A 25984-nucleotide genomic window follows, 5' to 3' on the forward strand; every position below is an offset into this window, starting at 1 on the left:
GTTCTGTCTCATCTCATGGGAGTTCCATCCATATGACCGCTGTCGACGCACGTCCCCAGACCACCGCGGAGCTGCGCTTCCCCCGTGGCTTCCGGTGGGGGACGGCCACCGCCGCGTACCAGATCGAGGGGGCCGCCACCGAGGACGGCCGTACCCCGTCCATCTGGGACACCTTCAGCCGCGCTCCCGGCCGGGTCCGCAACGGCGACACCGGCGACATCGCCGCCGACCACTACCACCGGATGGACGAGGACGTCGCGCTGCTGAAGGAGCTGGGGGTCACGGACTACCGCTTCTCGGTGGCCTGGCCGCGCGTCCAGCCGACCGGCCGCGGTCCCGCCGTACAACGCGGTCTGGACTTCTACCGGCGGCTGGTGGACGCGCTGCTGGCGGCCGGGATCCGGCCGGTCGCCACGCTCTACCACTGGGATCTGCCCCAGGAGCTGGAGGACGCGGGCGGCTGGCCGCAGCGCGACACGGCGGTGCGGTTCGCGGAGTACGCGAAGATCGTCGCCGAGGCCCTCGGCGACCGGGTGGCCACCTGGACCACCCTCAACGAGCCGTGGTGCGCGGCGTTTCTGGGGTACGCCTCCGGTGTCCATGCCCCGGGCCGTACGGATCCGGTCGCCGCGCTGCGCGCCGCCCACCACTTCAATCTCGCCCACGGTCTGGCCACCCGCGCGCTGCGCGACGCGCTGCCGAGGAAGTCCGAGATCTCGCTGACCCTCAATCTGCACGCCGCCCGGCCGCTGACGGACTCGGCGGCCGATCTCGACGCGGTGCGCAGGATCGACGCCGTCGGGAACCGGATCTTCCTCGATCCGGTGTTCCACGGGCGGCTGCCCGCGGACCTGGTCGAGGACACCGCCGCGCTGACGGACTGGTCGTTCGTCCGGGACGGCGATCTGGCGACCGCCTCGACGCCCATCGACTCGCTGGGGATCAACTACTACTCCCCCACGGTCGTCGCGGCCGGGTCCTGCGACACCCCGTCACCGTGGCCCGGCGCGGAGAAACATGTGCGGTTCGTACCCGCGCCGGGACCGCGTACCGCGATGGACTGGCCGGTCGACGCGGACGGGCTGTACGAACTGCTGACGCGGCTGCGGGACGAGCTGCCGGCCACCCCGCTGATGGTCACCGAGAACGGCGCGGCGTACGACGACTACGCGGATCCGTCCGGCGCGGTGCACGACCCCGAGCGGGTGGCCTATCTGCGTGCCCATCTCGACGCCGTCCACCGCGCGATCGAGGACGGCGCGAAGGTGCGCGGCTATTTCCTCTGGTCGCTGCTGGACAACTTCGAGTGGGCGTACGGCTACAGCAAGCGGTTCGGCATCGTCCATGTGGACTTCGCGACGCAGCGCCGTACGGTGAAGGACAGCGCGCGCTGGTACGCGGGGGTCGTCGGCCGGGGCGGTCTGGACTGAGCCGCGGCCCTGTATTCCGGCCCTGACGGATTTCCGCCGGGACGCCACGTCGGGCGTGGCGCCCGGGGCGGCGCACCTTTCATCGTCCCGATGGCACTCGAACGCGGCCGTGGGCCGGGTCCGTTCAGCCGCCGGCGCCGAACGCCTCGCCCCGCTGCGCCTTCTCGACCAGCAGCGCGGGCGGCTCGAACCGGGCGCCGTACCGCTCCGCCAGCTCTCGGGCGCGCGCCACGAAGCCGGGCAGGCCGCCCTCGTACCCGTTGATGTACTGGAGCACTCCGCCCGTCCAGGCCGGGAAGCCGATGCCCATGATGGAGCCGATATTGGCGTCCGCGACCGAGGTCAGGACGTTCTCCTCCAGACAGCGGACGGAGTCCAGCGCCTCGGAGAAGAGCATCCGTTCCTTCATGTCGAGGAACGGGACCTCCGCGCCGGCCTCGCCCTCCGGCGTGCCGAAGTGCTCGCGCAGGCCGGGCCAGAGACGGGTCCGCTTGCCGTCCTCGCCGTATTCGTAGAAGCCCGCGCCCCCGCTGCGTCCCGGCCGGCCGAACTCGTCCACCATCCGGTCGATGACCGCGTCCGCCGGGTGCGCGGTCCAGGTGCCTCCGGCCTCCTCGACCGCGCGCCTCGCCTCGTTCCGGATCTTCCTCGGCAGGGTGAGTGTCAGCTCGTCCATCAGCGAGAGGACCTTGGCGGGGTAGCCCGCCTGCGCGGCGGCCTGTTCGACCGAGGCGGGCTCGACGCCCTCGCCGACCAGCGCCACCCCCTCGTTGATGAACTGCCCGATCACCCGCGAGGTGAAGAAGCCGCGCGAGTCATTGACCACGATCGGGGTCTTCCTGATCGCGCGCACCAGATCGAACGCACGGGCCAGTGCCTCGTCCCCGGTCCGCTCACCCTTGATGATCTCCACGAGCGGCATCTTGTCGACCGGCGAGAAGAAGTGCAGCCCGATGAAGTCGGCGGGCCGGGAGACGCTCTCGGCGAGCACCGTGATGGGCAGGGTGGAGGTGTTGGAGCAGAGCAGCGCGTCGGGCTCGACGATGTCCTGGATCTCCTGGAACACCTTGTGCTTGAGCGCGGTGTCCTCGAAGACCGCCTCGATCACCACGTCGCATCCGGCGAGGTCGGCGGGGTCGGCGGTCGGGCTGATCCGGGCGAGCAGCGCGGCACGCTCGGCCTCGGTCGTACGGCCCCGGGAGAGCGCCTTGGCGAGCAGCTTCTCGGAGTACGCCTTCCCCTTGGCCGCGGCGCCCTCCGAGACGTCCTTCAGTACGACGTCGAATCCGGCACGCGCGCAGGAGTACGCGATGCCCGCGCCCATCATCCCGGCGCCGAGGACCGCGACCTTGCGGATCTCGCGCGGTGCGATGCCCTGGGGTCGGCCGGCGCCCGAATTGACGGCCTGGAGGTCGAAGAAGAACGCCTGGATCATGTTCTTGGCGGTCTGTCCGGTGACCAGTTCGGTGAAGTAACGGGCCTCGATGGTCTGCGCGGCCTCGAAGTCGACCTGGGAGCCCTCGACGGCCGCCGCGAGGATATTGCGCGGCGCCGGGTAGGGGGCGCCCGCCGTCCGCTTCTTCAGACTGGCGGGAAACGCGGGCAGATTGGCGGCGAAGCGGGGGCTGGAAGGCGTACCGCCGGGGATCTTGTAGCCCTTGACGTCCCACGGCTGGGACGATTCGGGGTGGGCGTCGATAAAGGCGCGGGCGCGCGCGAGCATGTCGTCCGCGGTGGCGGCGACCTCATGGACCAGCCCGTTCTCCAGGGCGCGCGCCGGGGTGTACTGGGTGCCCTGGAGCAGCACCTTGAGCAGCGCGTCCGCGACGCCCATCAGCCGTACGGTACGGGTGACCCCGCCGCCCGCGGGCAGCAGCCCGAGCGTGACCTCGGGCAGCCCGATCTTGGAGCCGGGCGTGTCCAGGGCGATCCGGTGGTGGCAGGCGAGGGCGATCTCGTAACCGCCGCCCAGGGCCGCGCCGTTGAGGGCGGCGACGACAGGCTTGCCGAGGTTCTCGATGCGGCGCAGGGCGCGCTTCATGGCCATGCTGCTCTCGAAGACCCGCGCGGCGTCGGCCGGGCCGAGCCTGATCATGTCCTTGAGGTCGCCGCCCGCGAAGAAGGTCTTCTTCGCGGAGGTGACGATGATGCCGCGGATGCTGTCCTTCTCGGCCTCCACGCGGTCGGCGATCGCCGCGATGGACTGCCGGAACGCCTGATTCATGGTGTTGGCGGACTGGACGGGGTCGTCGAGGACGAGGGTGACGACGCCGGTCCCGTCCTGCTCCCAGCGAATCGCCGGGGAGGCCGGGGTGGTGGACTCGCTCATGCTGCTGCTCCGTATCGGGGGAATCCGGGCGGGGGATCCAGGAGGACGGGGGTCCAGGAAGGCGGGGGTCCAGGAAGGCGGGGGTCCAGGAAGGCGAGGGACCGGGAAAGCGGGGGGGCAGGAAGGCCAGGGGGCCAGGAAGGCGAGGGGGCCGGGAAGGCAGGGGCGCGGGCCGTCAGAGACGTTCCACGACGGTGGCGACGCCCATGCCGCCGCCGACGCAGAGCGTGGCGAGGCCGAACCGCTTGTCCTGGCGCTCCAGTTCGTCGACGAGTGTGCCGAGGATCATCGCGCCGGTGGCCCCGAGCGGATGGCCGAGCGCGATGGCGCCGCCGTTGACATTGACCTTGTCGAGCGAGAGGCCCATCTCGCCGACGAAGCGCAGGACGACCGCCGCGAAGGCTTCGTTGATCTCGACGAGATCGATGTCGTCGATGGTCAGTCCGGCCTTGGCGAGTGCCTTGCGGCTGGCCGGGGCGGGTCCGGTCAGCATGATGGTCGGCTCGGAACCGGTGACCGCCGCGGAGACGATCCTGGCCCGGGGCGTGAGTCCGTAGCGCTCGCCGGTCTCCCGGGAGCCGATGGCGACCAGGGCCGCGCCGTCCACGATGCCGGACGAGTTGCCCGCGTGGTGGACATGGTCGATCTTCTCGACCCAGTGGTACTTCTGGAGGACGACGGCGTCGAAGCCGCCCATCTCACCGATCCCCGCGAACGAGGGTTTCAGCGCGGCGAGCGAGTCGGCGGTGGTGCCGGGGCGCATGTGCTCGTCGTGGTCGAGGACGGTGAGCCCGTTGCGGTCGAGGACCGGCACGACCGAGCGGTCGAAGCGGCCCTCCTTCCACGCGGTGGCCGCCCGCTCCTGGGACAGCGCGGCGAACTCGTCCACATCGCGCCTGCTGAAGCCGCCGAGGGTGGCGATCAGGTCGGCGCCGACGCCCTGCGGGGCGAAGCCGGTCGCGAAGCCGGTCATCGGGTCCATGGCCCAGGCGCCGCCGTCGGAGCCCATCGGCACCCGCGACATCGACTCGACGCCGCCCGCGAGGATCAGATCCTCCCAGCCGGAGCGGATCTTGGCGGCGGCCAGATTGACGGCCTCCAGACCGGAGGCGCAGAAGCGATTCTCCTGTACGCCGGCGACGGAGTCGGGAAGTCCTGCGGCGATGGCCGCGATCCGGGCGATGTCCGAGCCCTGGTCGCCGAGCGGGCTCACCACACCGAGCACGATGTCATCGATCGCCGCCGGGTCGAGTCCGGGGAAGCGGCGGCGCAGCTCATGGATCAGTCCGACGACGAGATCGATCGGCTTCGTGCCGTGCAGGGCGCCATTGGCCTTGCCGCGGCCGCGCGGGGTGCGGATCGCGTCGTAGACGAACGCTTCGGTACTCACGGCGACTGCCTTTCAGGATGAGGAGGAGAACGGAACGATGCGGTGGTGCTGGAGTGCGGACGGCGGCCGTCCGAACGCCTCGCGCTCCCGCGCGTACCACGTACGGATGGTCGCGGTACGGACGGTCGCGCGGAACACCTGGTGCTCGGCGGTGAGGATCTGGCGCTTCAACTCAGCTGCCCTCCTCGGCGCGTACGGGCAGATCCCAGTCGCGTGCCACCTCGGCGGTGTCGGCGCCGGGCCGCGCGGGCGGGCGGCGCACCGCCCCGGGGGTGACGGAGAACCGCGGCGCGGGGGCGGGCTGGGTGAGTCCCGCGTGGTCGGTGAAGGTGCCACGGGCCGCCAGATGGGGGTGGGCCGGGGCCTCGCGCAAGGAGAGGACCGGCGCGACACAGGCGTCGGAGCCCTCGAAGACCGCCGTCCATTCCTGGCGCGTCTTCGTTCTGAACCGGGCCGCGACCGCCTCGCGCAGTTCGTCCCAGCGCCCGAAGTCCTTGCGCGACGGCAGCTCTTCGGCGATGCCGAGCAGCTCAACGAACTCGTTGTAGAACCGCTGTTCCAGCGCGCCGACCGCCATGTACTCGCCGTCGGCGGTCTCGTACGCCCCGTAGAACGGACTGCCCCCGTCGAGCAGATTGGCGCCCCGCCGGTCCTGCCAGCCGCCCGCGCCCATCATGGCGTGGATCATGGTGGTGAGATGGGCCGTGCCGTCCACGATCGCCGCGTCCACCACCTGTCCCGCGCCGTCGGGTGTACGCGCGTGCTGGAGCGCCGCGAGGACCCCGATGACCAGATAGAGCGAGCCGCCCGCGTAGTCGCCGAGCAGATTCGCCGGGAGCGCGGGGGCCTCCCCCGCCGTGCCGATCATGGAGAGCGCGCCGGTGACCGCGATATAGCCGATGTCGTGCCCGGCGCGCTCGGCGAGCGGGCCGTCCTGGCCCCAGCCGGTCATCCGCCCGTACACCAGCCGGGGATTGCGCTCCAGACACTCCCGCGGGCCGACGCCGAGGCGCTCGGCGACACCCGGCCGGTATCCCTCGATGAGTACGTCGGCGCGTTCGGCCAGATCGAGGACGCGGGCCGCGCCGTCCTCGGTCTTGAGGTCGATCAGCACGGACCGCTTGTTGCGGTTGGTCAGGTCGTGGGACGGATCGATGCCGAGGCCCGCGCCGCCGGGACGGTCGACCCGAACGACATCGGCGCCGAGGTCGGCGAGGGTCATCGCGGCGAACGGGCCGGGGCCGATACCGGCCAGCTCGACCACGCGTACGCCGGTCAGCGGACCGTTTCCTGCGACTGCCATCGGACTCCCAGACCTGTGTGACACTGCTGGTGTAACAGCGGTGATGCCACGAACGTGTTCCACTCCGCACAACCCTTCGGGCAGAGCAAGCGCTTAGTTCCCTACCGAGCCTATGCCGACCCGCACCGGTTTCGCGATGAGCGTTCCCGCTCACGCCCGTGAGATCTCACATCAGGGCCGGACAATCACCGCCGGGAGGGGCCACCGGCAATGGAGAACGGCGGAGGAGCCAATGGCCAGGAGGAACGGGACGGAGCGCCCGTACGACATCGTGCTGTTCGGAGCGACGGGCTTCGTGGGGACGCTGACCGCGGAGTATCTCGCGGCCCACGCGCCCGAGAACTGCCGCTGGGCCATCGCGGGGCGCGATCTCACCCGACTGGAGCGGCTGCGGGAACGGCTCACCGCGCTCAATCCGGGCTGCGCCGTGCTCCCCGTACTGCGGGCCGACTCGGCGGACCCCGACTCGCTGCGGGCCCTCGCCGAGTCCGCCCGGGTCATCGCCTCGACCGTCGGGCCGTATCTCTGGTACGGCGAGGGACTCGTCGCGGCGTGCGCGGAGGCGGGGACGGACTACGCCGATCTGTGTGGTGAGGCCGAGTTCCTGGACCGTATGTATCTGCACTACGACGTCCGTGCCCGGGAGACCGGGGCACGGCTCGTGCACGCCTGCGGCTTCGACGCGGTCCCCAGCGACCTGGGCGCCTACCTCACCGTCCGGCATCTGCCGGAGGGCGTACCGCTGCGCGTGGACGCGTTCGTACGCTCCAACGCCCTCTTCTCCGGCGGAACGCTCGCGTCCGTGCTGACCGCCATGAGCCGCGGCCGGCAGCTGCTGCACGCCGCGCGGGAGCGGCGGCTGTACGAGCCGAGGCAGGTCGACCGCCGCGCGCGGGGGTCGCTCGGCGCACCGCACTTCAGCCGGGAGACCGGGTACTGGGCGCTGCCGCTGCCGACGCTCGACGCACAGGTGGTGGCGCGCTCGGCGGCGGCGCTGCCGCGCTACGGGCCCGATTTCCGCTACCGGTACTTCGCCGGGGTGAGAACACTGCCGGGGGCGCTGGGCGGGAGCGCGGCGGCCGGAGTGGGCGTCGCCCTGGCCCAACTGCCTGCGGTTCGCGGCTGGTTGACGCGCCGCTTCGAGTCGGGCAGCGGCCCCGACGTCGATCGCAGGCGGGCGAGCAGCTTCTCGCTGCGGCTCGTGGGCACGGGCGGCGGACAGCGGGTCTTCACCGAGGTCTCCGGCGGCGATCCCGGCTATGACGAGTCGGCGAAGATGCTGGCCGAGTCGGCACTCTCGCTCGCCCTGGACGAGCTGCCGGACACCGCGGGCCAGGTGACCACGGCGGTGGCGATGGGCGACGCGCTGCTGGGGCGGCTGCGGGCGGCGGGGCTGGGGTTCAGGATCGTGGACGCGCGCGAGCTGGACACGTGAGTCCGGCGGGGCGGCTGGGGATCCGCTTCAGCCGGTCGCGTCGCGCAGCGCGCGGCGGCAGAGCGCGTCGGCCCGCCGGGTGGACTCGGGAAGACGGTGGTCGGGCGCCAGCCGCAGCGTGTGCGCGCAGGCGTTGTCGAGGCCGACACGGTGGCCGACCGAGACGAACACCGGCTTGACGCCCTCCTGCGTCCGCAGCGCCCGCCCCACCTCCTCGCCGTCGTCGGCCAGCAGCGGCGAGGAGTCACCGCGCCGGCTGCCCGGCTGCTCGTACGAGAACGTGAACGGGTTCTTGGCCACGCCGATCACGGGGAGGCCGGTGAGCACCCCGAGATGCGCGGCGAGCCCGAAGCGCCGAGGATGGGCGAGGCCGTAGCCGTCGCAGACGACGAGACCGGGGTCCGAGGTGAGCGCTTCGAGGGCGGCCAGGACGGTGGGAATCTCCCGGAAGGCGAGCAGCCCGGGTACGTACGGGAAGGCGACGGCGCCGACGGCGGTGGCCTCCTCGACGACGGCGAGGGTCGCGGCGTCGAGCACGACGGCCGCCGCGGCGACGACATCGCGCTCGTCGTCGTACGCCACGTCGACCCCCGTCACCAGCCCGGTAGCGGGCGGCGGCCCCGGCTCGTCCCGTACGACCAGACCGCGCAGCTCGTCCTGGATGGCACGGGCCTCGGTCTCGCCCTCGGGCGTTCTGATCATCTTCATGGTGATCACAGCCTAGGGCGTGTCTTCAAAGGAGCGCCGTCCGCCCGCCGGGCAGGCGGGACTTTGAAGACAGGCCCCAGGGTCTGTCCCGCACTCGCCGGGGATTACGGGACAGCCCTTGGCCGGACGGGACTTCGCGGCACTAGACCTCCAGCCGGGCGACGCGGCCCTGTTCGCCCGCGGCCCAGCAGCCGACGTCCGGGGTGCAGTCGACGGTGTCGTACGAACCGGTGTCGATGGTGCGCCAGTTACGGCCGCCGTCCGTCGTGAGGTCCGTTCCGGTCGGGCCGACGGCGAGTGCGGCCGAGCGGCTGTGCGGCAGCCAGGCCACGCCCGAACGGTAGGCGGGCGGTGGGGTGTTCGCCTGGCGCCAGCTCCGTCCGCCGTCGCCGCTGACGGCCGCGGCCCGCGGGGACTGCTGGTCGGCGCGGTAGTCGCCGCCGACGGCCAGACCGTGCCGCCGGTCGCGGAAGGCGAGCCCGAAGACACCGCGCGCCGGATCGCCCCCGGGGAGCGTCGAGTCGGTGACGGTCCAGTGCACACCGCGGTCGGTGGAGTGCAGGACCCGCGCGGTGGCGCCGCCGCCGGTGGCCAGCCAGACGTCCTGGGGACCCGAACTGACCAGGCACTGACCGCCGGCGGCGAAGCCCGCCTCGCCCGGCAGCGCGGCCGGCATCCCGTCGCTGGGCAGCACCCGCCACGTCGAGCCGCCGTCGCCGGTGGACAGGATGCGGTACTTGCCGTCGACGGGGTCGCTCATCGCGAGGCCATGGCGGCTGTCGAAGAAGGTCACGCAGTCGTAGAAGGCCCTGGGGTCGGTGTTGCGGAAGGACTCCGTCCAGTGCGCCCCGCCGTCCTCCGTACGGTAGATCCTGGACGCCTCGCCCTCGCCGATGGCCAGGACGACGGCCCGCCGCCCGTCGAACGCCTCGATGTCGCGGAACTCCAACTCGCCCGCCCCGGCCGGGGAGACATCGCGCCAGCTGCGGCCTCCGTCGGCGGTGCGCAGCACCGTACCCCCGGAGCCGGCGACCCAGGCGGCGCGGCGGCTCACGGCGGCGAGCCCGCGGAAGCGCGCGTCGCTGCCGGTGTCCGTGAGGTGCCAGCCGGGTGTTCCGCCGCCGGGCCTGCCGCCGCCATCCGTTCCGCCCGCCGCGGCCGCCCCGTCCGCCTGTGCCGGTACGGCCAGGGCCGCGGCCAGCGCCGCCCCGCTCACCCCGATCGCGAGCCCCGCCCACCACATGCGTCGCGTCTTCCGCGTCGTCCCCGTCTTCCCCATGGACCTCATGGCGCTGGAAGTTAACTCACCGGCGCGACCCCGTCCAGAGTGCGCCCGCGTACGCCCGAGCAGGCGCGCGCCGCCGGGCCGGAAACACGTCGCGTCGGGGACCGACCGACGCACGGTGACACAGCTCACTCCCGATTCGGAGCACGTATCGAGGCTCTCCACCGTCTCTCTCATAGAAGAGAAGACCTCATCCAGGTCCGGCGAAGGGGAGCAGACCATGACGCTCGTCATTGAACAGGCCGTACAGGCCCGGCTGGTCGCGTCCGTCCCCCGGCTGGAGACCGTACCCGCGACCTTGCGCTACGACCGGGCGGACCCCTTCGCCGTACGTATGGCGTTCCCGCCCCCGGCGACGCTGGAGGGCACCGAGGTGACCTGGGAGTTCTCCCGTGAGCTGCTGGAGACGGGCATGACCGAGCCCGTCGGGTTCGGGGACGTACGGGTGCGGCCCTTCGGGTACGGCCGTACGGTGCTGGAGTTCCACGCTCCCGAGGGCACCGCGATGGTCCATCTGCGCACCTCCGAGCTGCGGCGTTTCCTGGAGCGCTCACAGGATCTCGTCCCGGCCGGACACGAACATCTCTATCTGGATCTCGACCACGACCTGACCGAATTGCTGCGCGACGCCTGCTGAGCCCGCGCCCGCGTATCCGTACCCGACGGCCGTAATCGCCCGCCCGGATCCTGTCCGGACACCGGGCGCTAACCGGAAAACTCGACAGAAGATGTCGGGTTTCCCGGTTAGCGTCGGGGCATGCCTCAGAACATCACCATCACGGGTGCCCGTGAGAACAACCTCCGGGACGTGTCCCTCACCATTCCGAAGGGCAAGATCACCGTCTTCACCGGGGTATCGGGATCGGGTAAGTCCTCGATCGTCTTCGACACCGTCGCGGTGGAGTCACAGCGCCAACTGAACGAGACCTTCAGCTCGTTCATCAGAAGCTTCCTGCCGAAGTACGAGCGCCCGCACGTCGACGGGATCGACGATCTCTCGGTGGCGGTCGTCGTCGACCAGAAGCCGATCGGCGGCAATGTCCGCTCCACGGTCGGCACGATGACGGACATCTACTCCGTGATCCGGGTGCTGTTCTCGCGCCATGGCGTCCCGAGCGCGGGGGCGGCCACCGCGTACTCCTTCAACGACCCGTCGGGGATGTGCACGGTCTGTGACGGGGTGGGCCGGGTGGTGGCGCTCGACATCGACCGCGCGATCGACTGGTCCAAGTCGCTCGACGAGGGCGCGCTGCTGCTGCCGGGGCTCTCGGTGAACAGCTGGGAGTGGAGTCTGTACGCCGAGTCGGGCCACTTCGACCGGGCGAAGCCACTCGCCGAGTACACCGACGAGGAGCGTGAACTGCTGCTGCACGGCGGCGACTTCAAGGTCCGGATCGAGGTGAGGTCGGGCGCGGTCGATATGCGGTTCGAGGGAATCGTCACCCGCTTCACCCGGCTCTTCCTCAAGCGTGACACCGCCAATCTCTCCGAGAAGCGCAAGGAGGCGGCGGCCCGCTTCACGGTGGACCGGCTGTGCGAGGCATGCGGCGGGGCGCGCCTCAACGAGGCGGCGCTCGCCTCCCGGATCGACGGGTTGAGCATCGCCGATCACACCCGGATGGAAGTCGCCGATCTGGTGGAGGTGCTGGGCCGGATAGCCGACCCCGTGGCGACCCCGATCGCGGCCGCCGCCCGTGAGCGGCTGGAGCGGCTGATCGGGATCGGGCTCGGCTATCTCAGTCTGGACCGGGAGACGACCACGCTGTCCGGCGGCGAGGGCCAGCGGCTCAAGATGGTGCGCCATCTGGGGAGTTCGCTGACCGGCCTCACGTTCATCTTCGACGAGCCGAGTGTGGGTCTGCATCCGCGCGATGTCGGCCGGCTGAACGATCTGCTGGTACGGCTGCGCGACAAGGGCAATACGGTGCTGGTGGTGGAGCACGACCCGGATGTGATGGCGATCGCGGACCATATCGTCGACATGGGCCCGAAGGCCGGGACGGACGGCGGCCAGGTCGTCTACGAGGGCCCGGTGGACCGCCTCCGGGAGGCCGACACGCTCACCGGCCGCTGTCTGCGCCGCCGTACCCCCGTCAAGGAGTCGTTCCGCTCCCCCGCCGACTGGCTTCCGGTGACCGGCGCGGCACTGCACAACCTCAAGAGCATCGACGTACGGTTCCCGACCGGGGTGCTCACGGCGGTGACCGGGGTGGCGGGGTCCGGGAAGTCGACCCTGATCTCGGAGGAGTTCACGGCGGCCTATCCGGAGGCGATCGTCATCGACCAGGGCGCCATCACCGCCTCGTCCCGCTCCACCCCCGCCTCGTATCTCGGCATCATGGACACGGTCCGCAAGATCTTCGCCAAGGAGAACGGGGTCGCGCCGGGGCTGTTCAGCTTCAACTCCTCGGGGGCGTGCGCGGAGTGCTCGGGACGCGGGCTGATCTACACCGATCTCGCCTTCATGGACCCGGTGACCACGACGTGCCACGCGTGCGAGGGACGGCGCTTCCACGACGAGGTGCTGCGGCACACGGTACGGGGCCGCTCCATCGTCGACGTACTGGACATGACGGCGGCGGTGGCCATGGAGTTCTTCGAGGACAAGGCGCTGCTGCGGAAGCTGCGCACGCTCAATGACGTCGGGCTGACCTATCTCACACTCGGCCAGCCGCTCAGCTCGCTCTCCGGCGGCGAGCGCCAGCGCATCAAGCTGGCCACACAACTGCACCGCACGGGCAGTGTGTACGTACTCGACGAGCCGACCACCGGGCTGCACATGGCGGACGTGGACACGCTGGTGGCGCTGCTGGACCGGCTGGTCGACGCCGGGAACTCGGTGATCTGCGTCGAGCACAACATGGATGTGGTCAAACGGGCGGACTGGGTGATCGATCTCGGTCCCGACGGCGGCAAGCACGGCGGAGAGATCGTCTTCGAGGGCACTCCACGGCAGCTCCTGGAGCACCCCAAGTCCTTCACGGCCGACTATCTGCGCCGGGAGCTGGACCGGGCCACCGTCTCGGTCTGAGCCGGAAGAGTCCGCGTCCGGTGGGCGCGGCGGGTCATGATGAGCGGGTCCGGATCCCGCACGGGTCCGGGCCCCTCACCGATCTGGAGACTCGCCCGTGCCCCGCAGGAAAGCCCTGATCCGACGCCCGAGCCCGCGCCTCGCCGATGCTCGGCGGCGGCAGGCTGCTGATGGCCGCGAGCGCGCCGAGGAGCGCGGAACTGTTCGGGCGGCTCGGTCATGAGCCCATACCGGTCGACATCGGCGAGTACGAGAAGCTCGAAGGCTGCGTGACCTGCCTCTCTGTGCGCCTTCGCGACCTGTCCGACCTGCGCGCATGACCGGAACTGGGGGTGTTCGAGGTCGCCGGGCTTGGCCTTCGGCTTACTGCGGCCTTAACCTACGGTGTCGTAACCTACGAACCCGTAGGTAAACCTCCCGTCCCCCCTGGAGTACCCGTGTCGATCACCTCTCCCCACCTCGGCAGTTCGGACGCGTGGACCGACGCCCGACTGCTGTACGCGCTGGAAGAGGTGGTGGAGAAGGAGCTCAACCGCCATCTCAAGGTCGCCAAGGACTGGATGCCGCACGAGTACGTGCCGTGGTCCGACGGCCGTAACTTCCCGGGCGTCTTCGAGAACGGTGAAGCCTGGGACCGCGCGCAGTCGAAGGTCACCGACATCGGCAAGATCGCGCTCGTGGTCAACCTGTTGACCGAGGACAACCTCCCCAGCTACCACCACGAGATCGCCAGCCTCTTCGGCCGCGACGGAGCCTGGGGCACCTGGGTGCACCGCTGGACCGCGGAAGAGGGCCGGCACGGCATCGTGATGCGGGACTATCTCCTCACCTCGCGGGCCGTCGACCCCGACAAGCTGGAGCAGTTCCGGATGGCGCACATGTCGGAGGGCTTCGAGTCCGACAACCGCCACTCCATGCTGCACTCCGTCGCCTATGTCGCCTTCCAGGAGTTGGCGACCCGGGTCTCGCACCGCAACACAGGACACCAGTCGGGCGACCCGGTCTGTGACCGCATGCTGGCGCGGATCGCCACCGACGAGAACCTGCACATGGTCTTCTACCGGAATCTTCTGGGCGCGGCCTTCGAGATCGCCCCGGATCTGACCATGCGGTCCGTCCGCGACGTCGTCGTGAACTTCCGGATGCCCGGACACGGCATGCCCGGCTTCGAGCGCGCCGCCGCGCAGATGGCCATAGGCGAGATCTACAACATGCGGATCCATCACGACGATGTGCTCCAGCCCGTGCTGCGCTATCTGAAGGTCCTCGACATCGACGGGCTCGGCCCGGAGGGACTCAAGGCGCAGGAGGAACTCGGCATGTACATGGGCGGCCTGAACAGCGAGGCGAGCAAGTTCGACGAGAAGCTCGCCCTGCGCAAGGCACGGATGGCGGCGCGCGCCGCGAGCTGATTCACCGGCCGGGCCCCGTACCGGCGGCCCATATCGTCGCCGTCGCCGTGATGTTCGGCGGCGGCGACGATCCGCTCGGACGCGCCGAGCACACGCGCGCGGTTCAGCTGCTGTGCAGTCCCGCCGCGTCGCGACGCAGGTTCTGTCGCTCCTTCTCCGAGAGACCGCCCCAGACGCCGAATCGCTCGTCATGGGCGAGCGCGTACTGGAGGCAGGCCACCCGGCCCTCACAGGCGCCGCAGAGCCGCTTGGCCTCGCGGGTGGAGGAACCGGGGGCGGGGAAGAAGAATTCCGGCCCGGTCTGGGCGCACAACGCGCTCTCCTGCCAGGAGAGTTCATGCTCGCTGCGGTCGGTTGTGTCGGTCGTGCTGGTGGTGATGTTGATCGGCATGCGGGACAGGCTGCCCGGCCGCGATAAACAGGTGATTGACGAACGCTCAACGAGATCCCCGGCCGGCGAAGGACCGGGCGTCTCCCGCGCCGCGAGGGACCCGGGTGTCTCCCGCGCCGCCGTCAGCCGGCCTGGTCCACGCCCTGCATCAGCGCGAACCGTGTCCCGGAGGGATCGGCGAGCTTCGCGAACCGGCCGACGCCCTCGATATCGGTCGGCGCCACCCGGACCGTACCGCCCAGCTTCCGCGCGGCCGTCACAGAAGCGTCGCAGTCCGTCACCGCAAAGTACAGGAGCCAGTGCGGCCCCGTGTCGGACTCCGCCGGGTCGGTGCCGATCGGCACGAAGCCGCCGAACATCCCCTCGGGGCCCTGGCCTGCCGGGTTCACCATCCGGTAGCCGCTGTTTCCGTCCGGCATCGGCATGCTGGTGGTCTCCCAGCCGAAGACCGAGTTGTAGAAGTGGTACGCGGCGTCCTCGTCCGGGGTGTACAGCTCGCCCCAGCAGACGCTGCCCGGCTCGTTGACCACGTCCAGGCCCTTGTTCTCGGCCGGCTGCCAGACCGAGAAGCCCGCGCCCGACGGATCGGTGAAGACCGCCATCCTGCCGAGGTCCATCACGTCCATCGGCTCGAAGACAACAGAACCGCCGCTCTGCTGAACGGACTTGGCCGTGGCGTCGGCGTCGGGTGTCTGGAAGTACAAGGACCAGGCAGGCGGTGCCTGACCGGGCTCCACGGGCATGACACCGGCCGCTGTCCTGCCGTTCAGCTGGAACAGGCCGTAGCCGCCCGCATCCGGGCCGGCGGAGACGAAGTCCCAGCCGAATATGCCGTGGTAGAAGGCGGCCGCGCTGTCGATATCCGGGGTGCCGAGGTCGATCCACACCGGGGAGCCAGTGACAAACGGACTACTGACCATGGCGCGCTCCTTCAGGGGATCCCATAGCTCTCCCCTCCGAGTCTGCTCCCCGCGCGGTGCCCTCGCATGTGCTGCCGGGCCCGTCAGCACATGCCCGGCCCGACAGGAGGCCGCACGATCGTGCGTTCAGTAGAGTGGGGGAATGAGCGGCACACGCGGCGACGGAGGAACCCAGGGACGTACCCGGGGACGAACCGAGGCACGTAGCGAGGCACATACCGACGGGCGCGTCGAGCGCGGCAATCAGACCCGGCGGCTGGTGCTCGACCGCACGATGGACATCGCGTCGGTCGAGGGGCTGGAAGGGCTCTCCCTGGGCCGTATCGCCACTGAGCTGAAGCTGAGCAAGAGCGGTGTCTTCGCCCTCTTCGGCTCGAAGGAGGAACTTCAGCTGGCGACGGTACGGGCGGCCGCCGATGTCTACGCCAGGCATGTCGTGCGGCCGACGCGCGAGCTGCCCCCGGGCACCGGGCGGGTCTGGGCGCTGTGCCGCAACTGGCTGACGTACTCCTCGACCCGCGTCTTCGCCGGCGGCTGCTTCTTCTACGCCGTCGCCGCCGAATTCGACGCGCGCAGCGGCCCGGTGCACGACGCGATCGCCACATCCCTGGACGACTGGGTGAGTTATGTGGAACGCACCATCGAGAAGGCACGGCTCGCGGGTGGCTTCCGGGCCGAACTGGACGTGCCGCAGCTGGCGTTCGAGATCATCGCGCTGATGGAGGCGGCCAACGCCAAGTCCGTACTGCACGGCGACGAGGTCGCGTACGAGAGGGCGGCCCGGGGCATTCTGAACCGGCTGCGCGCCGGCGCGACCGCCCCGGCCGCCCTGCCGGACAGCCCTGACTTCGGGAGGTACGTACAGACGTCGGGGACGGCCGCGTCAGAGGACGGCTGATCCGGGGCGCGGGGCGGCGTGCTGCCGCTGTCCGTGTACGAAGTCCACGGCGGCGGCGACCACTTCGGGGTCGCCCAGGATCCGCCGGTGGCCGAGCCCCCGGGTGACGACGAGCCGCGCGCCCTCCCCGTACGCGCGGGCGAGGGCCCGGGACTGGCCGAGCGGCACCCTGTCGTCGTGCTCGTCGTGGAAGAGCAGTACGGGGGCGCCGATCTCCGTCGGGCGGTACGTGGCGTTCAGGCGCCGCCAGATGTCCGGCTCTCCCGGGAACATGACCCGCTCGACATGGCCGCGCATATCGCGGGTTATGCGCTCGCGCAGGCCGAGCGCCGTACGGAACGTGTCGATGATCCAGTCGAATTCGGCGACTCCGCCGATCCCCACCACCCGGCGCGCCTCAACGCCGTCACGCAGGGCGAAGAACGTCGCGAGCACGCCGAACGAGTGGGCGATGACGGCCTCGAATTCGCCGTACTCCGCGTGCAACTGCCTGATGATCTCCCGGTATTCGAGGATCGAGGTGTCACGCCCCGAGGAGGCGCCGTGCGCCGGAGCGTCGAACGCGACCGGACTGTAGCCCCGCGCGCGCACCGCCGCGACAAATGCCCCGAGCCGCGAGGCGCGTGACTCCCAGCCGTGCACGAGCAGCACGGGACGGGAGCCGTCGCCCCACTGGTGGGTGACGACGGATTTGCCGTTCACGGTGAGTTGTCCGCTACGGGCGTCGGCGAGCAGTTCACTCTCCTCCGGGCGGAGCCTGCTGCGCCCGGCGGGGCGGAGGGAGACGGCCAAGGCGGTGCGTCCGGCCAGCCGGGGTGCGAGGAACGAGGTGGTGTTGAGGGCGGTGCGCAGGGCGGTACGAGAGACGGTCTGGACGAGCGCGGTCATGGGTGACATGGCCCGGATCTCCTTGATCGGCCGGCGATGGGGAAAATGCTAGCACGATCGTTCGTTTAGTTTCGTTGCCCGCCCCGGTCTCGGCCGGGCCGGGACGTCCGGTGGGCGTGGGAGCATATGAGCCGGCCGGATCCGGGCAGATTGGGTCAGTCCGGTGCCGGGAACGGGTGTCCGGTGTGGTCTGTCGGGGCGTCGGGTGTCGGGGCGTCGTCTGTCGGGTGTCGGGTGTCGGGTGTCGGGTGGAGAGGCGTATGAGAGGTGCGGGGGCAGCGCCGGGACATGCTCCGGTGCCCGCGGGACGCAGGGCCAGGGCCGTGCTCGACGCGGCGATGTCGCTGCTCGACAGCGCGCAGCGGCTGCTCGATGACCACGACCGCGCCGTCACCGCCATACGGGACGCCTACCGTCCGCTCCAGCGGGAGCTGACGGGCGCGGAACTCGCCGCCATCCCGGTCTCCCGGCTGAAGGAGGTCACCGCGGGCCGGTTACGGCTCGGGGCCCTCGAACAGGCCGGCTTCACCTCCGTGGGCGAGGTGTACGAGGCCGGCCGGCACGCGCTGCGGCAACTGCCGGGCGTCGGCGGACACACCGCCGATCAGGCGGTGGCCGCCGCCACGCGGATCGCCGAGGCGGTCGGTGAGACCGTCTCCGTACGCATCGACATAGACCGCCCCGAGCCGCGCACGACAGCGCTGGTGACCGCTCTGCACCGGCTGGTCGAGGCGGGACCGGGGCTGCGGCGCGCGCATGACTCCGCTGAGCGGCTCACAACGGAACTGCGCGCACTGCTGCCTGAGGCCGAACCCGCCCGTGGCCGGCTGCGTATGGCGCTCGCGGGACGGGAACGGCGGGCACGGGCTCTCGGCGCGGCCGGCCGGATCCGGCAGCGGCTCGACGAGGCCGCGGAAGCGGACGTACCGCTGCTGCTCGCGCAGATCTCGGTGGATCTCCTGCGGGAGCCGGCCTCGGACGTCGAGTGCTGGGTCGATTTCGAGCTGCGCTCGGCCGAGTACTACAGCGTGCTCGCGGAGACCACCGGAAGCGCTCCCGATGCCGCCGCGTCCGAGGGGTTCATGCCGTCCGAGATCGCGGGGCGGGTACGGGCCCAGGAGTTGGACGACACCAGACTGCGGGTGTCGCTGCGCGGCTATCAGTCGTTCGGGGCACGCTTCGCGCTGAGCCAGCGGCGGGTGATCATCGGCGACGAGATGGGGCTCGGCAAAACGGTGCAGGCCATCGCGGCGCTCGCGCATCTCGCGGCGTGCGGCGGCACGCACTTCATGGTGGTGTGCCCCAGCAGTGTGCTGATCAACTGGACCCGGGAGATCCGCGCCCGGAGCACACTGCGGGCGGTTCCGGTACACGGTCCGGAGCGGCGGGAGGCGTTCACGGAGTGGCGCGAGCGGGGCGGCGTCGCCGTCACCACCTTCGACTCCCTGCATACGCTGCCGCCGGCCGGGGACACGGAGCCGCCGGCCGGGCAGGTGAGGCCGCTGCCCCGGGAGCCGCGAATGCTGGTCGTCGACGAGGCCCACTATGTGAAGAACCCGGACACCCGCAGATCACGCGCCCTCTCCGGCTGGACGGCGCAGGCCGAACACGTCCTGTTCATGACGGGCACGCCGATGGAGAACCGGGTCGCGGAGTTCCGCAGCCTGGTCCAGCGTCTGCGGCCCGAACTGACGCCGGACATCGAGGGAATCGACGCGGTCGCGGGCTCCCACGCCTTCCGGCGCGCGGTCGCCCCCACCTACCTGCGCCGCAACCAGCAGGATGTCCTCGCCGAACTGCCCGCGCTGGTCCAGGTCGACGAGTGGGAGGAGCTGAGCGCCGGGGATCTGGCGGCCTACCGGGAGGCTGTGACCGCCGCCCACTTCATGCGGATGCGCCGGGCCGCGTACGCCCGCCCGGAGACCTCGGCGAAACTCGGACGTCTACGGGAGCTGGTGGCCGAGGCGGCCGGGAACGAACTGAAGGTCGTCGTCTTCTCGTACTTCCAGGAAGTTCTCGCCACGGTCCGAAACGCCCTGGGCGAAGGGGTGTTCGGCCCGCTGTCCGGCAGCGTACCGGCGGCGCGCCGCCAGGGGATCGTCGACCGCTTCACCGCCGTCCCGGGCCATGCCGTGCTGCTGAGCCAGATCCAGGCGGGCGGGATCGGGCTCAACATGCAGGCCGCGTCGGTGGTCATCCTCTGCGAACCGCAGGTCAAACCCACCCTGGAACACCAGGCGGTGGCCCGCGCCCACCGGATGGGACAGGTCCGTCCGGTGCAGGTCCACCGACTGCTCGCGGTGGACAGCGTGGACCAACGCCTGCTGGACATCCTCGCGGACAAGAACCGCCTGTTCGACGCGTACGCCAGGCGCAGCGACCTGGCGGACGCCACGCCCGACGCGATCGACGTCTCGGACCGCGACCTCGCGCGCAGGATCGTGGAGGAGGAGCAGACGCGACTGACGGAGGGGAGGGGGCGGGGAAAGGACGGGGCGGGTTCGCACCGAGGGTCAGGGCCGAGGGGTAGTCGGGGTCCTAACCTCGGTCCTAACTCCCGGCACGGACCCGCACCCCGGCACCTTCCCCAATGCCCCTAATGCTCCATCCCCTTCATATCTCCCGTCCCCTTCGCATCCCCCGCCCCCATCGGGTGGTCCGGATGGTGCGGCTCGTACCCCGGGATCGTGCCGTCCGGTTTCGACACCAGGAGCAGGCCGGCCATCCCCATGTCCGAGTGGCTCTGGACATGGCAGTGGTACATCCAGGCGCCCGCGCCCACGTGTTCACCCGCGATGACCTGGAAGCCGAAGGAGTCCGCCGGTCCCGTTATCTTGTTGTCGACCACCCGGCTGGAGTCCTCCGGGCCGGTGAGCAGGCCCGTTCTGTTGTCCGCCCAGCGGTGACCGTGGATATGGAACGTGTGGTAGAACTCGCCGTGCGTGATCATGATGATCTCGACACGATCCCCTACCGTGGCCTCGAAGTTGGGACTCTCCGCGCCCGGCTTGTTGTTGATCGTCATGTCGTTGAAGACGATCGTGAACTGCTTGTCCGGGAGGATGTCACCCTTCCTGCGGACGATCACCGGCCCGTAGAGGCCCTTCCGGATGCCGCCCGTGCCGTGGTCCGTACCGACGACATGGTCGTGGTAGTGCCAGTACCCCGCGCTGCCCGGCCGGTAGGTGCCGTCCGCGCGCTTGCCGGGCGTATGGGTGCGCCAGGTGTACGTACGCGTACCGCCGGGCTCCACGTGGCTCTTGGTCATCCTGGTGCCGTCGCTGGCGATGTCGTAGTCCACACCGTGGACATGGAGACTGGCCGCCACGTCCGAAGCGTTCTCGAACTCGATATGGAGGGTGTCCCCCTCCGTGATCTCGATCAGCGGACCCGGGATGCTCGCCTTGCCCTTCTCCAGGCCGTAGCCCATCTGACCGTTCGGCAAGTTCTCGGCGTAGAGCTTGAGATGGCGTACCTGACCGCCCGCCGGTGCGGTTCTGGGCGGAGTCACCGCCGAGGGCGCCGAGGTGGCCGCGGGGGCCGAGGCAACCGACAACGATGTCACCCCTGTCGCGGCGACCGCGCCTCCCGCCAGCAGGCGCCTATTGAAGCTCCGTCTGTCCATGGCCATAACGAACTCCCCAGTGCCGTATGGAGATTACGGGGCACAAGAGGCCCCGGGGACGGCCACACGGTAGACCACCGATCTTCGTTTATCCACACTCAGGACAAAGTTGGTGGGATTGCGGTCGTACCTATTGGCGAACTGACGAAAGAGGTCTAGTTTCAGGCGCTGTTGCTGTGACCAAAGAGGGGTGGGTGAACACATGCAGCGCGCACCACATCACCGGTCGAGATCCAGGCGCGGAATGGCCGCGGCCCTGGTGGCCGGCACCATGGCGGCGTCCCTGCTCGGCGGGACCGCTGCCACGGCCAAGCCGTACCCGGAGCCGCCGTCGACAACGTTGTCCCTTCCGTCGCCGCCCGGCGGCGAGAATGTCAAGGTCCTTGTCTTCCACGCCTCGTCCACCGAGGAGTCGCCGGTTGTCAACGCCGGTATCGAGGCGATCGAGACGATCGGTCTGACGGGACCCGCGGCCGGACGCTTCAAGACCGAGGCCACGGACGACGGTTCGGTCTTCACCAACGCCACCAAGCTCGGCAAGTTCAACGCGGTCGTCTTCCTCACGGGCGGCGGCGATGTGCTCGATCCCGAGCAGGAAGCGGGCCTAGAAGCCTATGTGGAGGCCGGTGGCGGCTTCCTCGGCATTCATGACGCGGCCCGTACCGAGCCGTACTCCGACTGGTTCACCGGGCTGATCGGAGCGCGTCCCGGGACCAGCCCCGCCACCGTCCAGCGCGCGACGGTCGAGGTCGGCGACCGCGTCAACCCGGCCACCAAGAACTTGCCGCTGGAGTGGAAGCGGCCGGACAAGTGGCTCAACTGGGCCACCAACCCGACCGGCAAGGTGCATACGGTCGCCCGCGTCAGGGAGGCCAGTTACAAGCCCGGCACGGGTGCCAACGGCACCGACCACCCGATCTCCTGGTGCCGTGACTACGACGGCGGCCGGTCCTTCTACACCGGGATGGGCGGCACGGCCGACTCGTACGCCGAGACCGACTTCCGCGACCATCTGCGCGGCGCGCTCCAGTGGACCACCCGTATCTCCCCCGCCGACTGCAAGGCGACGATCGACTCCAACTACAAGGCGGAGCGCGTCACCCAGCCGAACCAGGCGGGCCAGCAGGACCAGATCGGCGAGCCGCACGGCATGGTCGTGGCGCCCGACGGGCGCGTGCTGTACATCGGCCGCGGCGGTGGCGACAACAGCGCCCCCGTGGTGACCGACTGGGCCGACCCGAACGTCGGCAAGGGTCTGGGCCAGATCCATGTCTATGACCCGAAGACGAAGAAGGTGACGCTCGCGGGCGCGCTGACGATCTTCGGTAACAAGGGCGGCGGCGATGAGCTGATCAAGGTCGAGGAGGGGCTGCTCGGTATCGAGCTGGACCCCGGCTTCGAGACCAACGGCTTGGTGTACCTGCACTACACCCCGCACTCCCAGCTCAACCGTGACACCCGGATGGCGGAACGCCGCGTCTCCCGCTTCAAGCTGGACCTGGCGACCAACAAGCTGGATCTCGCCTCCGAGAAGGTCCTGCTGAAGTGGCCGGTGCAGGTGAACAGCTGCTGCCACGCCGGCGGCGGCATGGCCTGGGACTCGAAGGGCAACCTCTACATCGCTACCGGTGACAACAACTCGTCCGGATTCAGCGACGGTTACTCGGGCAACAACCCGCAGCCGAACTACAAGGGTGTCTCCTTCGCGGACGCGCGCCGCACCGCGGGCAACACCAACAACCTGAACGGCAAGATCCTCCGTATCCACCCGGAGCCCGACGGCACGTACACCCTGCCCGAGGGGAACCTCTTCACGGGCAAGGAGCAGGCCGAGGGCGGCGGCAAGACCCGCGGCGAGATCTATGTGATGGGCGTGCGCAACCCCGCGCGTATCTCCATCGACAAGAAGACCGACGTTCTGTACGCGGGCTGGGTCGGCCCGGACGCCGGTTCGCCGTCCACCGTCTGGGGCCCGGCGAAGTACGACACCTTCTCCGCGATCACCAAGGCGGGCAACCACGGCTGGCCGTACTGCATGGGCAACAACCAGCCCTACCGGGACCGTAACCTGCCCGACCCGAGCAAGCCGCTCGGATGGTACAACTGCGCGGCGCCGAAGAACGAGTCGCCCAACAACGACGGCCTGGTGAACCTGCCTCCCGTCACGGGCAACACGATCTGGTACTCGCCCCAGGGCGGTGCCCCGGACTACCCGCGCGACGCGAACGGCGTGCCCAGCTACAAGCCGGAGGAGGCCAAGTACCTCCTGCCGTGGCTCAAGGGCGGCGGCCAGGCCACCATGGACGGCCCGGTCTACCGGTACGACGCGCAGAGCGCCAGCACCGAGAAGTGGCCGGAGTACTGGGACGGCAAGTGGTTCGTCGGTGACTTCTACGACGCCGCCGACAGCCCGCGCCACGCGGTGGTGACGGACCCGAAGACCATCGGTCAGGGCGGTCTGCCGGTGCACGCGGAGTCGCTGAAGAAGATCATTCCGGTCGGTCAGGGCGGTATCCGCAACCTGATGGACTGGAAGTTCGCCCCGGACGGCTCGCTCTATGTCCTCGACTACGGGCGGGGCTTCTTCACCTCGGACAACCAGTCCGCGCTGTGGCGCGTGACGTACAAGGGTGGCGCGCCGACACCGGCCGCCGACAACCTGGTCAGGAAGGCGGCGCAGTGAGACACCGATCTCCCCTGAGGCATCGGCCTCTACGCCTGTGGACGGCCCTGATGGGCGCGTTCCTGATGGTGCTGGGGCTGACCTCGACGGCGGCCTACGGCCGTACCGACGACCGTACGGACAGCGGGAAGGCGGCCGCGGCCCAGGTGCTGACCTGGACGGCCGGCGACCCCATCGACAAGTACGTCTCCTTCCCGACCACCGCGCTGGCCGGGCCGACCACGATCGTCTTCGAGAACAGCGCGGCCACCGGCAACACCACCGGGATGCCGCACACGCTGACCTTCGACGTGTCCGATCCCGAGTACAACAACGACGTCCAGCTGAACATCCTGGCCAACCCCAGTGACGCCAACGGCGGCAAGTACACCGCCGAGGTCAATCTGACCCCGGGCAAGTACCGCTTCCACTGCTCCATCCCGGGCCACGGCCAGATGACTGGTGTGCTCACCGTGACCGAGGTCGGTCCGGGGGACACCACGGCTCCCGAGACCGACGCCAAGGTGGAGGGGCAGCAGAACGCCGACGGCGCGTACGTCGGCTCCGCGACGGTCTCGGTGACGGCGACCGACGAGGGCTCCGGGCTGGCGACGACCGAGTACGCGGTCGGCGCCGACGGACCCTGGCAGCCCTACACCGCTCCGGTGGTGGTCGACCAGGTCGGTGACCACACGATCAGGTACCGGGCCACCGACCAGTCGGGGAACGTGGCGGCGGAGAAGTCCGTCTCCTTCAAGGTCGTTCCCCCGCCGACCGATGACGCGACCCCGCCGGAGACCTCGGCGACCGTGAGCGGCGAGAAGGACGAGGCTGGCAACTATCTGACGATGGCCACGGTCACCGTCACCGCCTCGGACACCGGCTCGGGCGTGAACACCATCGAGTACGCGCTCGGTGCCGACGGCGCCTGGCAGCCGTACACCGCTCCCGTGATGGTGCACGAGGTCGGTACCCACCAGGTCCGCTACCGCGCGACCGACAAGGCGGGCAACGCGGCGGCCGAGAAGTCCGTCGACTTCACCGTCGTGGAGGCACCGGCGAAGGACACCACCGCGCCGGTGACCGGGGCGGTCGTGACCGGTGACAAGAACGCCAACGGCGCGTTCATCACCAGCGCCAAGGCGACCGTCACCGCGACCGACGCCGAATCCGGTGTGGACAAGATCGAGTACTCCCTCGACGGCGGCCCGTATCTCGCGTACACGACGCCCGTGATCGTCGACCAGGTCGGCTACCACGTCCTCGCGTACCGGGCGACCGACAAGGCGGGCAACACCGCGCAGGCCAAGCAGGCGTCGTTCACCATCGCGCAGGGCGGCGGCGTTCCGGCGCCCAACTGCCCCGAGTTCGATGAGCGGTTGACGGTCATCGTCGGTGCGGTCGACACGGGTGTGCCGAACCGGCTGACCCGTAACCGGTGCACGATCAACGAGTTGATCGAGGACGAGAGGGACTGGAGCTCGCAGGCGCTCTTCCTCAAGCACGTCGACTCCGTGCTCGACAAGCTGCTCGCCGACAATGTCATCGACCAGCGCGAGTTCAACAAGATCACCAAGGCCGCCAAGCAGTCCAGGATCGGTAAGCCCGGACAGACCGAGGGCTACCGCGATCTCTTCGACGGCACGGCGGCGTCCCTCGCCAAGTGGGAGCAGGTCGGCGGCGGTAAGTTCGCGCTCTCCGGCGACGGTGCCATCACCAGCAGCACCACGGTCGAGGGCATGGGCATGCTGTGGTTCCCGGAGCGCAAGTACGGCGACTTCTCGCTGAAGCTCCAGTTCCGCGACGACGCCCCGGGCAACGGCAACGCCAACGGCGGTGTCTTCGTCCGCTTCCCGAATGTCCACGACCACCCGGAGGAGTCCCGGCCGGAGTGGGTCGCCATCAACTACGGCCATGAGATCCAGATTCTCGACAAGCCCGACGGCGACATGTACAAGACCGGCTCGGTCTACGGGTTCGACCGCGTGGGTCTGGGCGGCGCGGGGGTCACTCCGAAGGGCACCTGGAACGACTACGAGATCCGCGTGGTCGACCAGCACTTCACGATCCTGCGCAACGGTGTCGTGATCAATGAGTTCGACAATGTGGGCGGGCAGACCTTCTACCCGGAGCGTGGCGGAGACCCCGGCACGGACGGCCGGCGGTACGCCACCGGTTATGTCGGGCTTCAGGTCCACGGTACGACGGACGTGATCTCGTACCGCGACATCCGCATCAAGGAACTGTAGGCAGAGGAACAATCAGCACGGATGTGCC

General features: G+C 69.9%; 19 protein-coding genes and 1 pseudogene. 10 read left to right on the forward strand and 10 right to left on the reverse strand.

Annotation, left to right across the window (positions count from 1 at the left end):
• The first annotated feature begins 32 nt into the window (after nt 1-32).
• Nucleotides 33-1430, forward strand: a complete 1398-nt coding sequence (locus ACIRQP_RS25085; RefSeq protein ID WP_403893375.1) for a GH1 family beta-glucosidase — start codon at nt 33-35, stop codon at nt 1428-1430.
• A 124-nt stretch (nt 1431-1554) separates the two neighbouring features.
• On the opposite strand, the gene ACIRQP_RS25090 is transcribed toward ACIRQP_RS25085, so the two are convergent.
• From ACIRQP_RS25090 to ACIRQP_RS25105, 4 genes are all read right to left on the reverse strand, one after another.
• The gene (locus tag ACIRQP_RS25090; protein WP_403893376.1) at nt 1555-3759 is read right to left on the reverse strand and encodes a 3-hydroxyacyl-CoA dehydrogenase NAD-binding domain-containing protein; all 2205 of its coding nucleotides are present in this window, start codon (nt 3757-3759) and stop codon (nt 1555-1557) included.
• A 175-nt stretch (nt 3760-3934) separates the two neighbouring features.
• A complete protein-coding gene (locus ACIRQP_RS25095) occupies nt 3935-5149 on the reverse strand; it encodes an acetyl-CoA C-acetyltransferase (RefSeq protein WP_403893377.1) in 1215 nt (404 codons plus the stop codon).
• 12 nt (nt 5150-5161) lie between these two features.
• Nucleotides 5162-5320 carry a hypothetical protein gene (locus ACIRQP_RS25100; RefSeq protein ID WP_403893378.1) on the reverse strand — a complete coding sequence of 53 codons (159 nt, stop codon included), beginning with the start codon at nt 5318-5320 and terminating at the stop codon, nt 5162-5164.
• Nucleotide 5321: 1 nt separating this feature from the next.
• Nucleotides 5322-6452: a CaiB/BaiF CoA transferase family protein gene (locus ACIRQP_RS25105; RefSeq protein ID WP_403893379.1), complete on the reverse strand. Its 1131-nt coding sequence runs from the start codon at nt 6450-6452 to the stop codon at nt 5322-5324.
• Between the two features lie 232 nt (nt 6453-6684).
• Between ACIRQP_RS25105 and ACIRQP_RS25110 the strand changes: the two genes are divergently transcribed.
• Nucleotides 6685-7887, forward strand: a complete 1203-nt coding sequence (locus ACIRQP_RS25110; protein ID WP_403893380.1) for a saccharopine dehydrogenase family protein — start codon at nt 6685-6687, stop codon at nt 7885-7887.
• 27 nt (nt 7888-7914) lie between these two features.
• Here the strand turns inward: ACIRQP_RS25110 and ACIRQP_RS25115 are convergent, their stop codons facing one another.
• Together ACIRQP_RS25115 and ACIRQP_RS25120 are read right to left on the reverse strand one after the other, a co-directional pair.
• Nucleotides 7915-8595 (reverse strand): endonuclease V, encoded by a 681-nt coding sequence (locus tag ACIRQP_RS25115; protein ID WP_403893381.1) that lies wholly within the window; start codon nt 8593-8595, stop codon nt 7915-7917.
• 142 nt (nt 8596-8737) lie between these two features.
• Nucleotides 8738-9838: a WD40/YVTN/BNR-like repeat-containing protein gene (locus ACIRQP_RS25120; protein WP_403893486.1), complete on the reverse strand. Its 1101-nt coding sequence runs from the start codon at nt 9836-9838 to the stop codon at nt 8738-8740.
• 262 nt (nt 9839-10100) lie between these two features.
• Between ACIRQP_RS25120 and ACIRQP_RS25125 the strand changes: the two genes are divergently transcribed.
• The 4 genes and pseudogenes from ACIRQP_RS25125 to ACIRQP_RS25140 all read left to right on the forward strand — a co-directional run bounded on the left by ACIRQP_RS25125 (nt 10101) and on the right by ACIRQP_RS25140 (nt 14323).
• On the forward strand, nt 10101-10517 hold the full coding sequence (locus ACIRQP_RS25125; RefSeq protein ID WP_403893382.1) for an SsgA family sporulation/cell division regulator: 417 nt from the start codon (nt 10101-10103) through the stop codon (nt 10515-10517).
• A gap of 120 nt (nt 10518-10637) precedes the next feature.
• Nucleotides 10638-12911: an ATP-binding cassette domain-containing protein gene (locus tag ACIRQP_RS25130; protein WP_403893383.1), complete on the forward strand. Its 2274-nt coding sequence runs from the start codon at nt 10638-10640 to the stop codon at nt 12909-12911.
• A 146-nt stretch (nt 12912-13057) separates the two neighbouring features.
• Nucleotides 13058-13231: pseudogene (locus tag ACIRQP_RS25135) on the forward strand (N(G),N(G)-dimethylarginine dimethylaminohydrolase); the annotation flags it as partial.
• A 117-nt stretch (nt 13232-13348) separates the two neighbouring features.
• The gene (locus ACIRQP_RS25140) at nt 13349-14323 is read left to right on the forward strand and encodes an acyl-ACP desaturase (RefSeq protein WP_403893384.1); all 975 of its coding nucleotides are present in this window, start codon (nt 13349-13351) and stop codon (nt 14321-14323) included.
• Between the two features lie 103 nt (nt 14324-14426).
• Here ACIRQP_RS25140 and ACIRQP_RS25145 read toward each other — a convergent pair whose 3' ends face one another.
• Complete coding sequence (locus ACIRQP_RS25145) at nt 14427-14714, reverse strand: WhiB family transcriptional regulator (RefSeq protein WP_403893385.1); 288 nt, start codon at nt 14712-14714, stop codon at nt 14427-14429.
• Between the two features lie 122 nt (nt 14715-14836).
• Entirely contained in the window at nt 14837-15634 is a 798-nt protein-coding gene (locus ACIRQP_RS25150) for a VOC family protein (protein WP_403893386.1), read from the reverse strand.
• Between the two features lie 142 nt (nt 15635-15776).
• Between ACIRQP_RS25150 and ACIRQP_RS25155 the strand changes: the two genes are divergently transcribed.
• On the forward strand, nt 15777-16532 hold the full coding sequence (locus ACIRQP_RS25155; protein ID WP_403893387.1) for a TetR/AcrR family transcriptional regulator: 756 nt from the start codon (nt 15777-15779) through the stop codon (nt 16530-16532).
• Here the strand turns inward: ACIRQP_RS25155 and ACIRQP_RS25160 are convergent.
• Nucleotides 16518-17429 carry an alpha/beta fold hydrolase gene (locus ACIRQP_RS25160; RefSeq protein WP_403893388.1) on the reverse strand — a complete coding sequence of 304 codons (912 nt, stop codon included), beginning with the start codon at nt 17427-17429 and terminating at the stop codon, nt 16518-16520. The genes ACIRQP_RS25155 and ACIRQP_RS25160 overlap by 15 nt on opposite strands.
• 251 nt (nt 17430-17680) lie before the next feature.
• On the opposite strand from ACIRQP_RS25160, the gene ACIRQP_RS25165 reads away from it, so the two are divergent.
• Nucleotides 17681-20020, forward strand: coding sequence for a DEAD/DEAH box helicase (locus ACIRQP_RS25165; protein WP_403893389.1), 2340 nt, complete (start codon nt 17681-17683; stop codon nt 20018-20020).
• Here the strand turns inward: ACIRQP_RS25165 and ACIRQP_RS25170 are convergent.
• Entirely contained in the window at nt 20017-21045 is a 1029-nt protein-coding gene (locus ACIRQP_RS25170) for a multicopper oxidase domain-containing protein (RefSeq protein ID WP_403893487.1), read from the reverse strand. The two genes, ACIRQP_RS25165 and ACIRQP_RS25170, sit on opposite strands and share 4 nt — an antisense overlap.
• Nucleotides 21046-21247: 202 nt before the next feature.
• Between ACIRQP_RS25170 and ACIRQP_RS25175 the strand changes: the two genes are divergently transcribed.
• The gene (locus ACIRQP_RS25175) at nt 21248-23728 is read left to right on the forward strand and encodes a ThuA domain-containing protein (RefSeq protein ID WP_403893390.1); all 2481 of its coding nucleotides are present in this window, start codon (nt 21248-21250) and stop codon (nt 23726-23728) included.
• 50 nt (nt 23729-23778) lie between these two features.
• Nucleotides 23779-25956 carry an OmpL47-type beta-barrel domain-containing protein gene (locus ACIRQP_RS25180; protein ID WP_403893391.1) on the forward strand — a complete coding sequence of 726 codons (2178 nt, stop codon included), beginning with the start codon at nt 23779-23781 and terminating at the stop codon, nt 25954-25956.
• The last annotated feature ends 28 nt before the right edge of the window (nt 25957-25984 follow it).

This window comes from Streptomyces sp. NPDC102274 (genome assembly GCF_044766385.1).
GTDB lineage: Bacteria > Actinomycetota > Actinomycetes > Streptomycetales > Streptomycetaceae > Streptomyces.

What these genes read in the sequence shown, in the direction of transcription:
- ACIRQP_RS25175 (WP_403893390.1), top strand. Translation starts at nt 21,248, where the DNA reads ATGCAGCGCGCACCACATCACCGGTCGAGATCCAGGCGCGGAATGGCC.
- ACIRQP_RS25090 (WP_403893376.1), bottom strand. Translation starts at nt 3,759, where the DNA reads ATGAGCGAGTCCACCACCCCGGCCTCCCCGGCGATTCGCTGGGAGCAG.
- ACIRQP_RS25120 (WP_403893486.1), bottom strand. Translation starts at nt 9,838, where the DNA reads ATGTGGTGGGCGGGGCTCGCGATCGGGGTGAGCGGGGCGGCGCTGGCC.
- ACIRQP_RS25085 (WP_403893375.1), top strand. Translation starts at nt 33, where the DNA reads ATGACCGCTGTCGACGCACGTCCCCAGACCACCGCGGAGCTGCGCTTC.
- ACIRQP_RS25180 (WP_403893391.1), top strand. Translation starts at nt 23,779, where the DNA reads ATGGGCGCGTTCCTGATGGTGCTGGGGCTGACCTCGACGGCGGCCTAC.
- ACIRQP_RS25160 (WP_403893388.1), bottom strand. Translation starts at nt 17,429, where the DNA reads ATGTCACCCATGACCGCGCTCGTCCAGACCGTCTCTCGTACCGCCCTG.
- ACIRQP_RS25155 (WP_403893387.1), top strand. Translation starts at nt 15,777, where the DNA reads ATGAGCGGCACACGCGGCGACGGAGGAACCCAGGGACGTACCCGGGGA.
- ACIRQP_RS25110 (WP_403893380.1), top strand. Translation starts at nt 6,685, where the DNA reads ATGGCCAGGAGGAACGGGACGGAGCGCCCGTACGACATCGTGCTGTTC.
- ACIRQP_RS25130 (WP_403893383.1), top strand. Translation starts at nt 10,638, where the DNA reads ATGCCTCAGAACATCACCATCACGGGTGCCCGTGAGAACAACCTCCGG.
- ACIRQP_RS25125 (WP_403893382.1), top strand. Translation starts at nt 10,101, where the DNA reads ATGACGCTCGTCATTGAACAGGCCGTACAGGCCCGGCTGGTCGCGTCC.
- ACIRQP_RS25170 (WP_403893487.1), bottom strand. Translation starts at nt 21,045, where the DNA reads ATGGACAGACGGAGCTTCAATAGGCGCCTGCTGGCGGGAGGCGCGGTC.
- ACIRQP_RS25150 (WP_403893386.1), bottom strand. Translation starts at nt 15,634, where the DNA reads ATGGTCAGTAGTCCGTTTGTCACTGGCTCCCCGGTGTGGATCGACCTC.
- ACIRQP_RS25105 (WP_403893379.1), bottom strand. Translation starts at nt 6,452, where the DNA reads ATGGCAGTCGCAGGAAACGGTCCGCTGACCGGCGTACGCGTGGTCGAG.
- ACIRQP_RS25165 (WP_403893389.1), top strand. Translation starts at nt 17,681, where the DNA reads ATGAGAGGTGCGGGGGCAGCGCCGGGACATGCTCCGGTGCCCGCGGGA.
- ACIRQP_RS25115 (WP_403893381.1), bottom strand. Translation starts at nt 8,595, where the DNA reads ATGAAGATGATCAGAACGCCCGAGGGCGAGACCGAGGCCCGTGCCATC.
- ACIRQP_RS25145 (WP_403893385.1), bottom strand. Translation starts at nt 14,714, where the DNA reads ATGCCGATCAACATCACCACCAGCACGACCGACACAACCGACCGCAGC.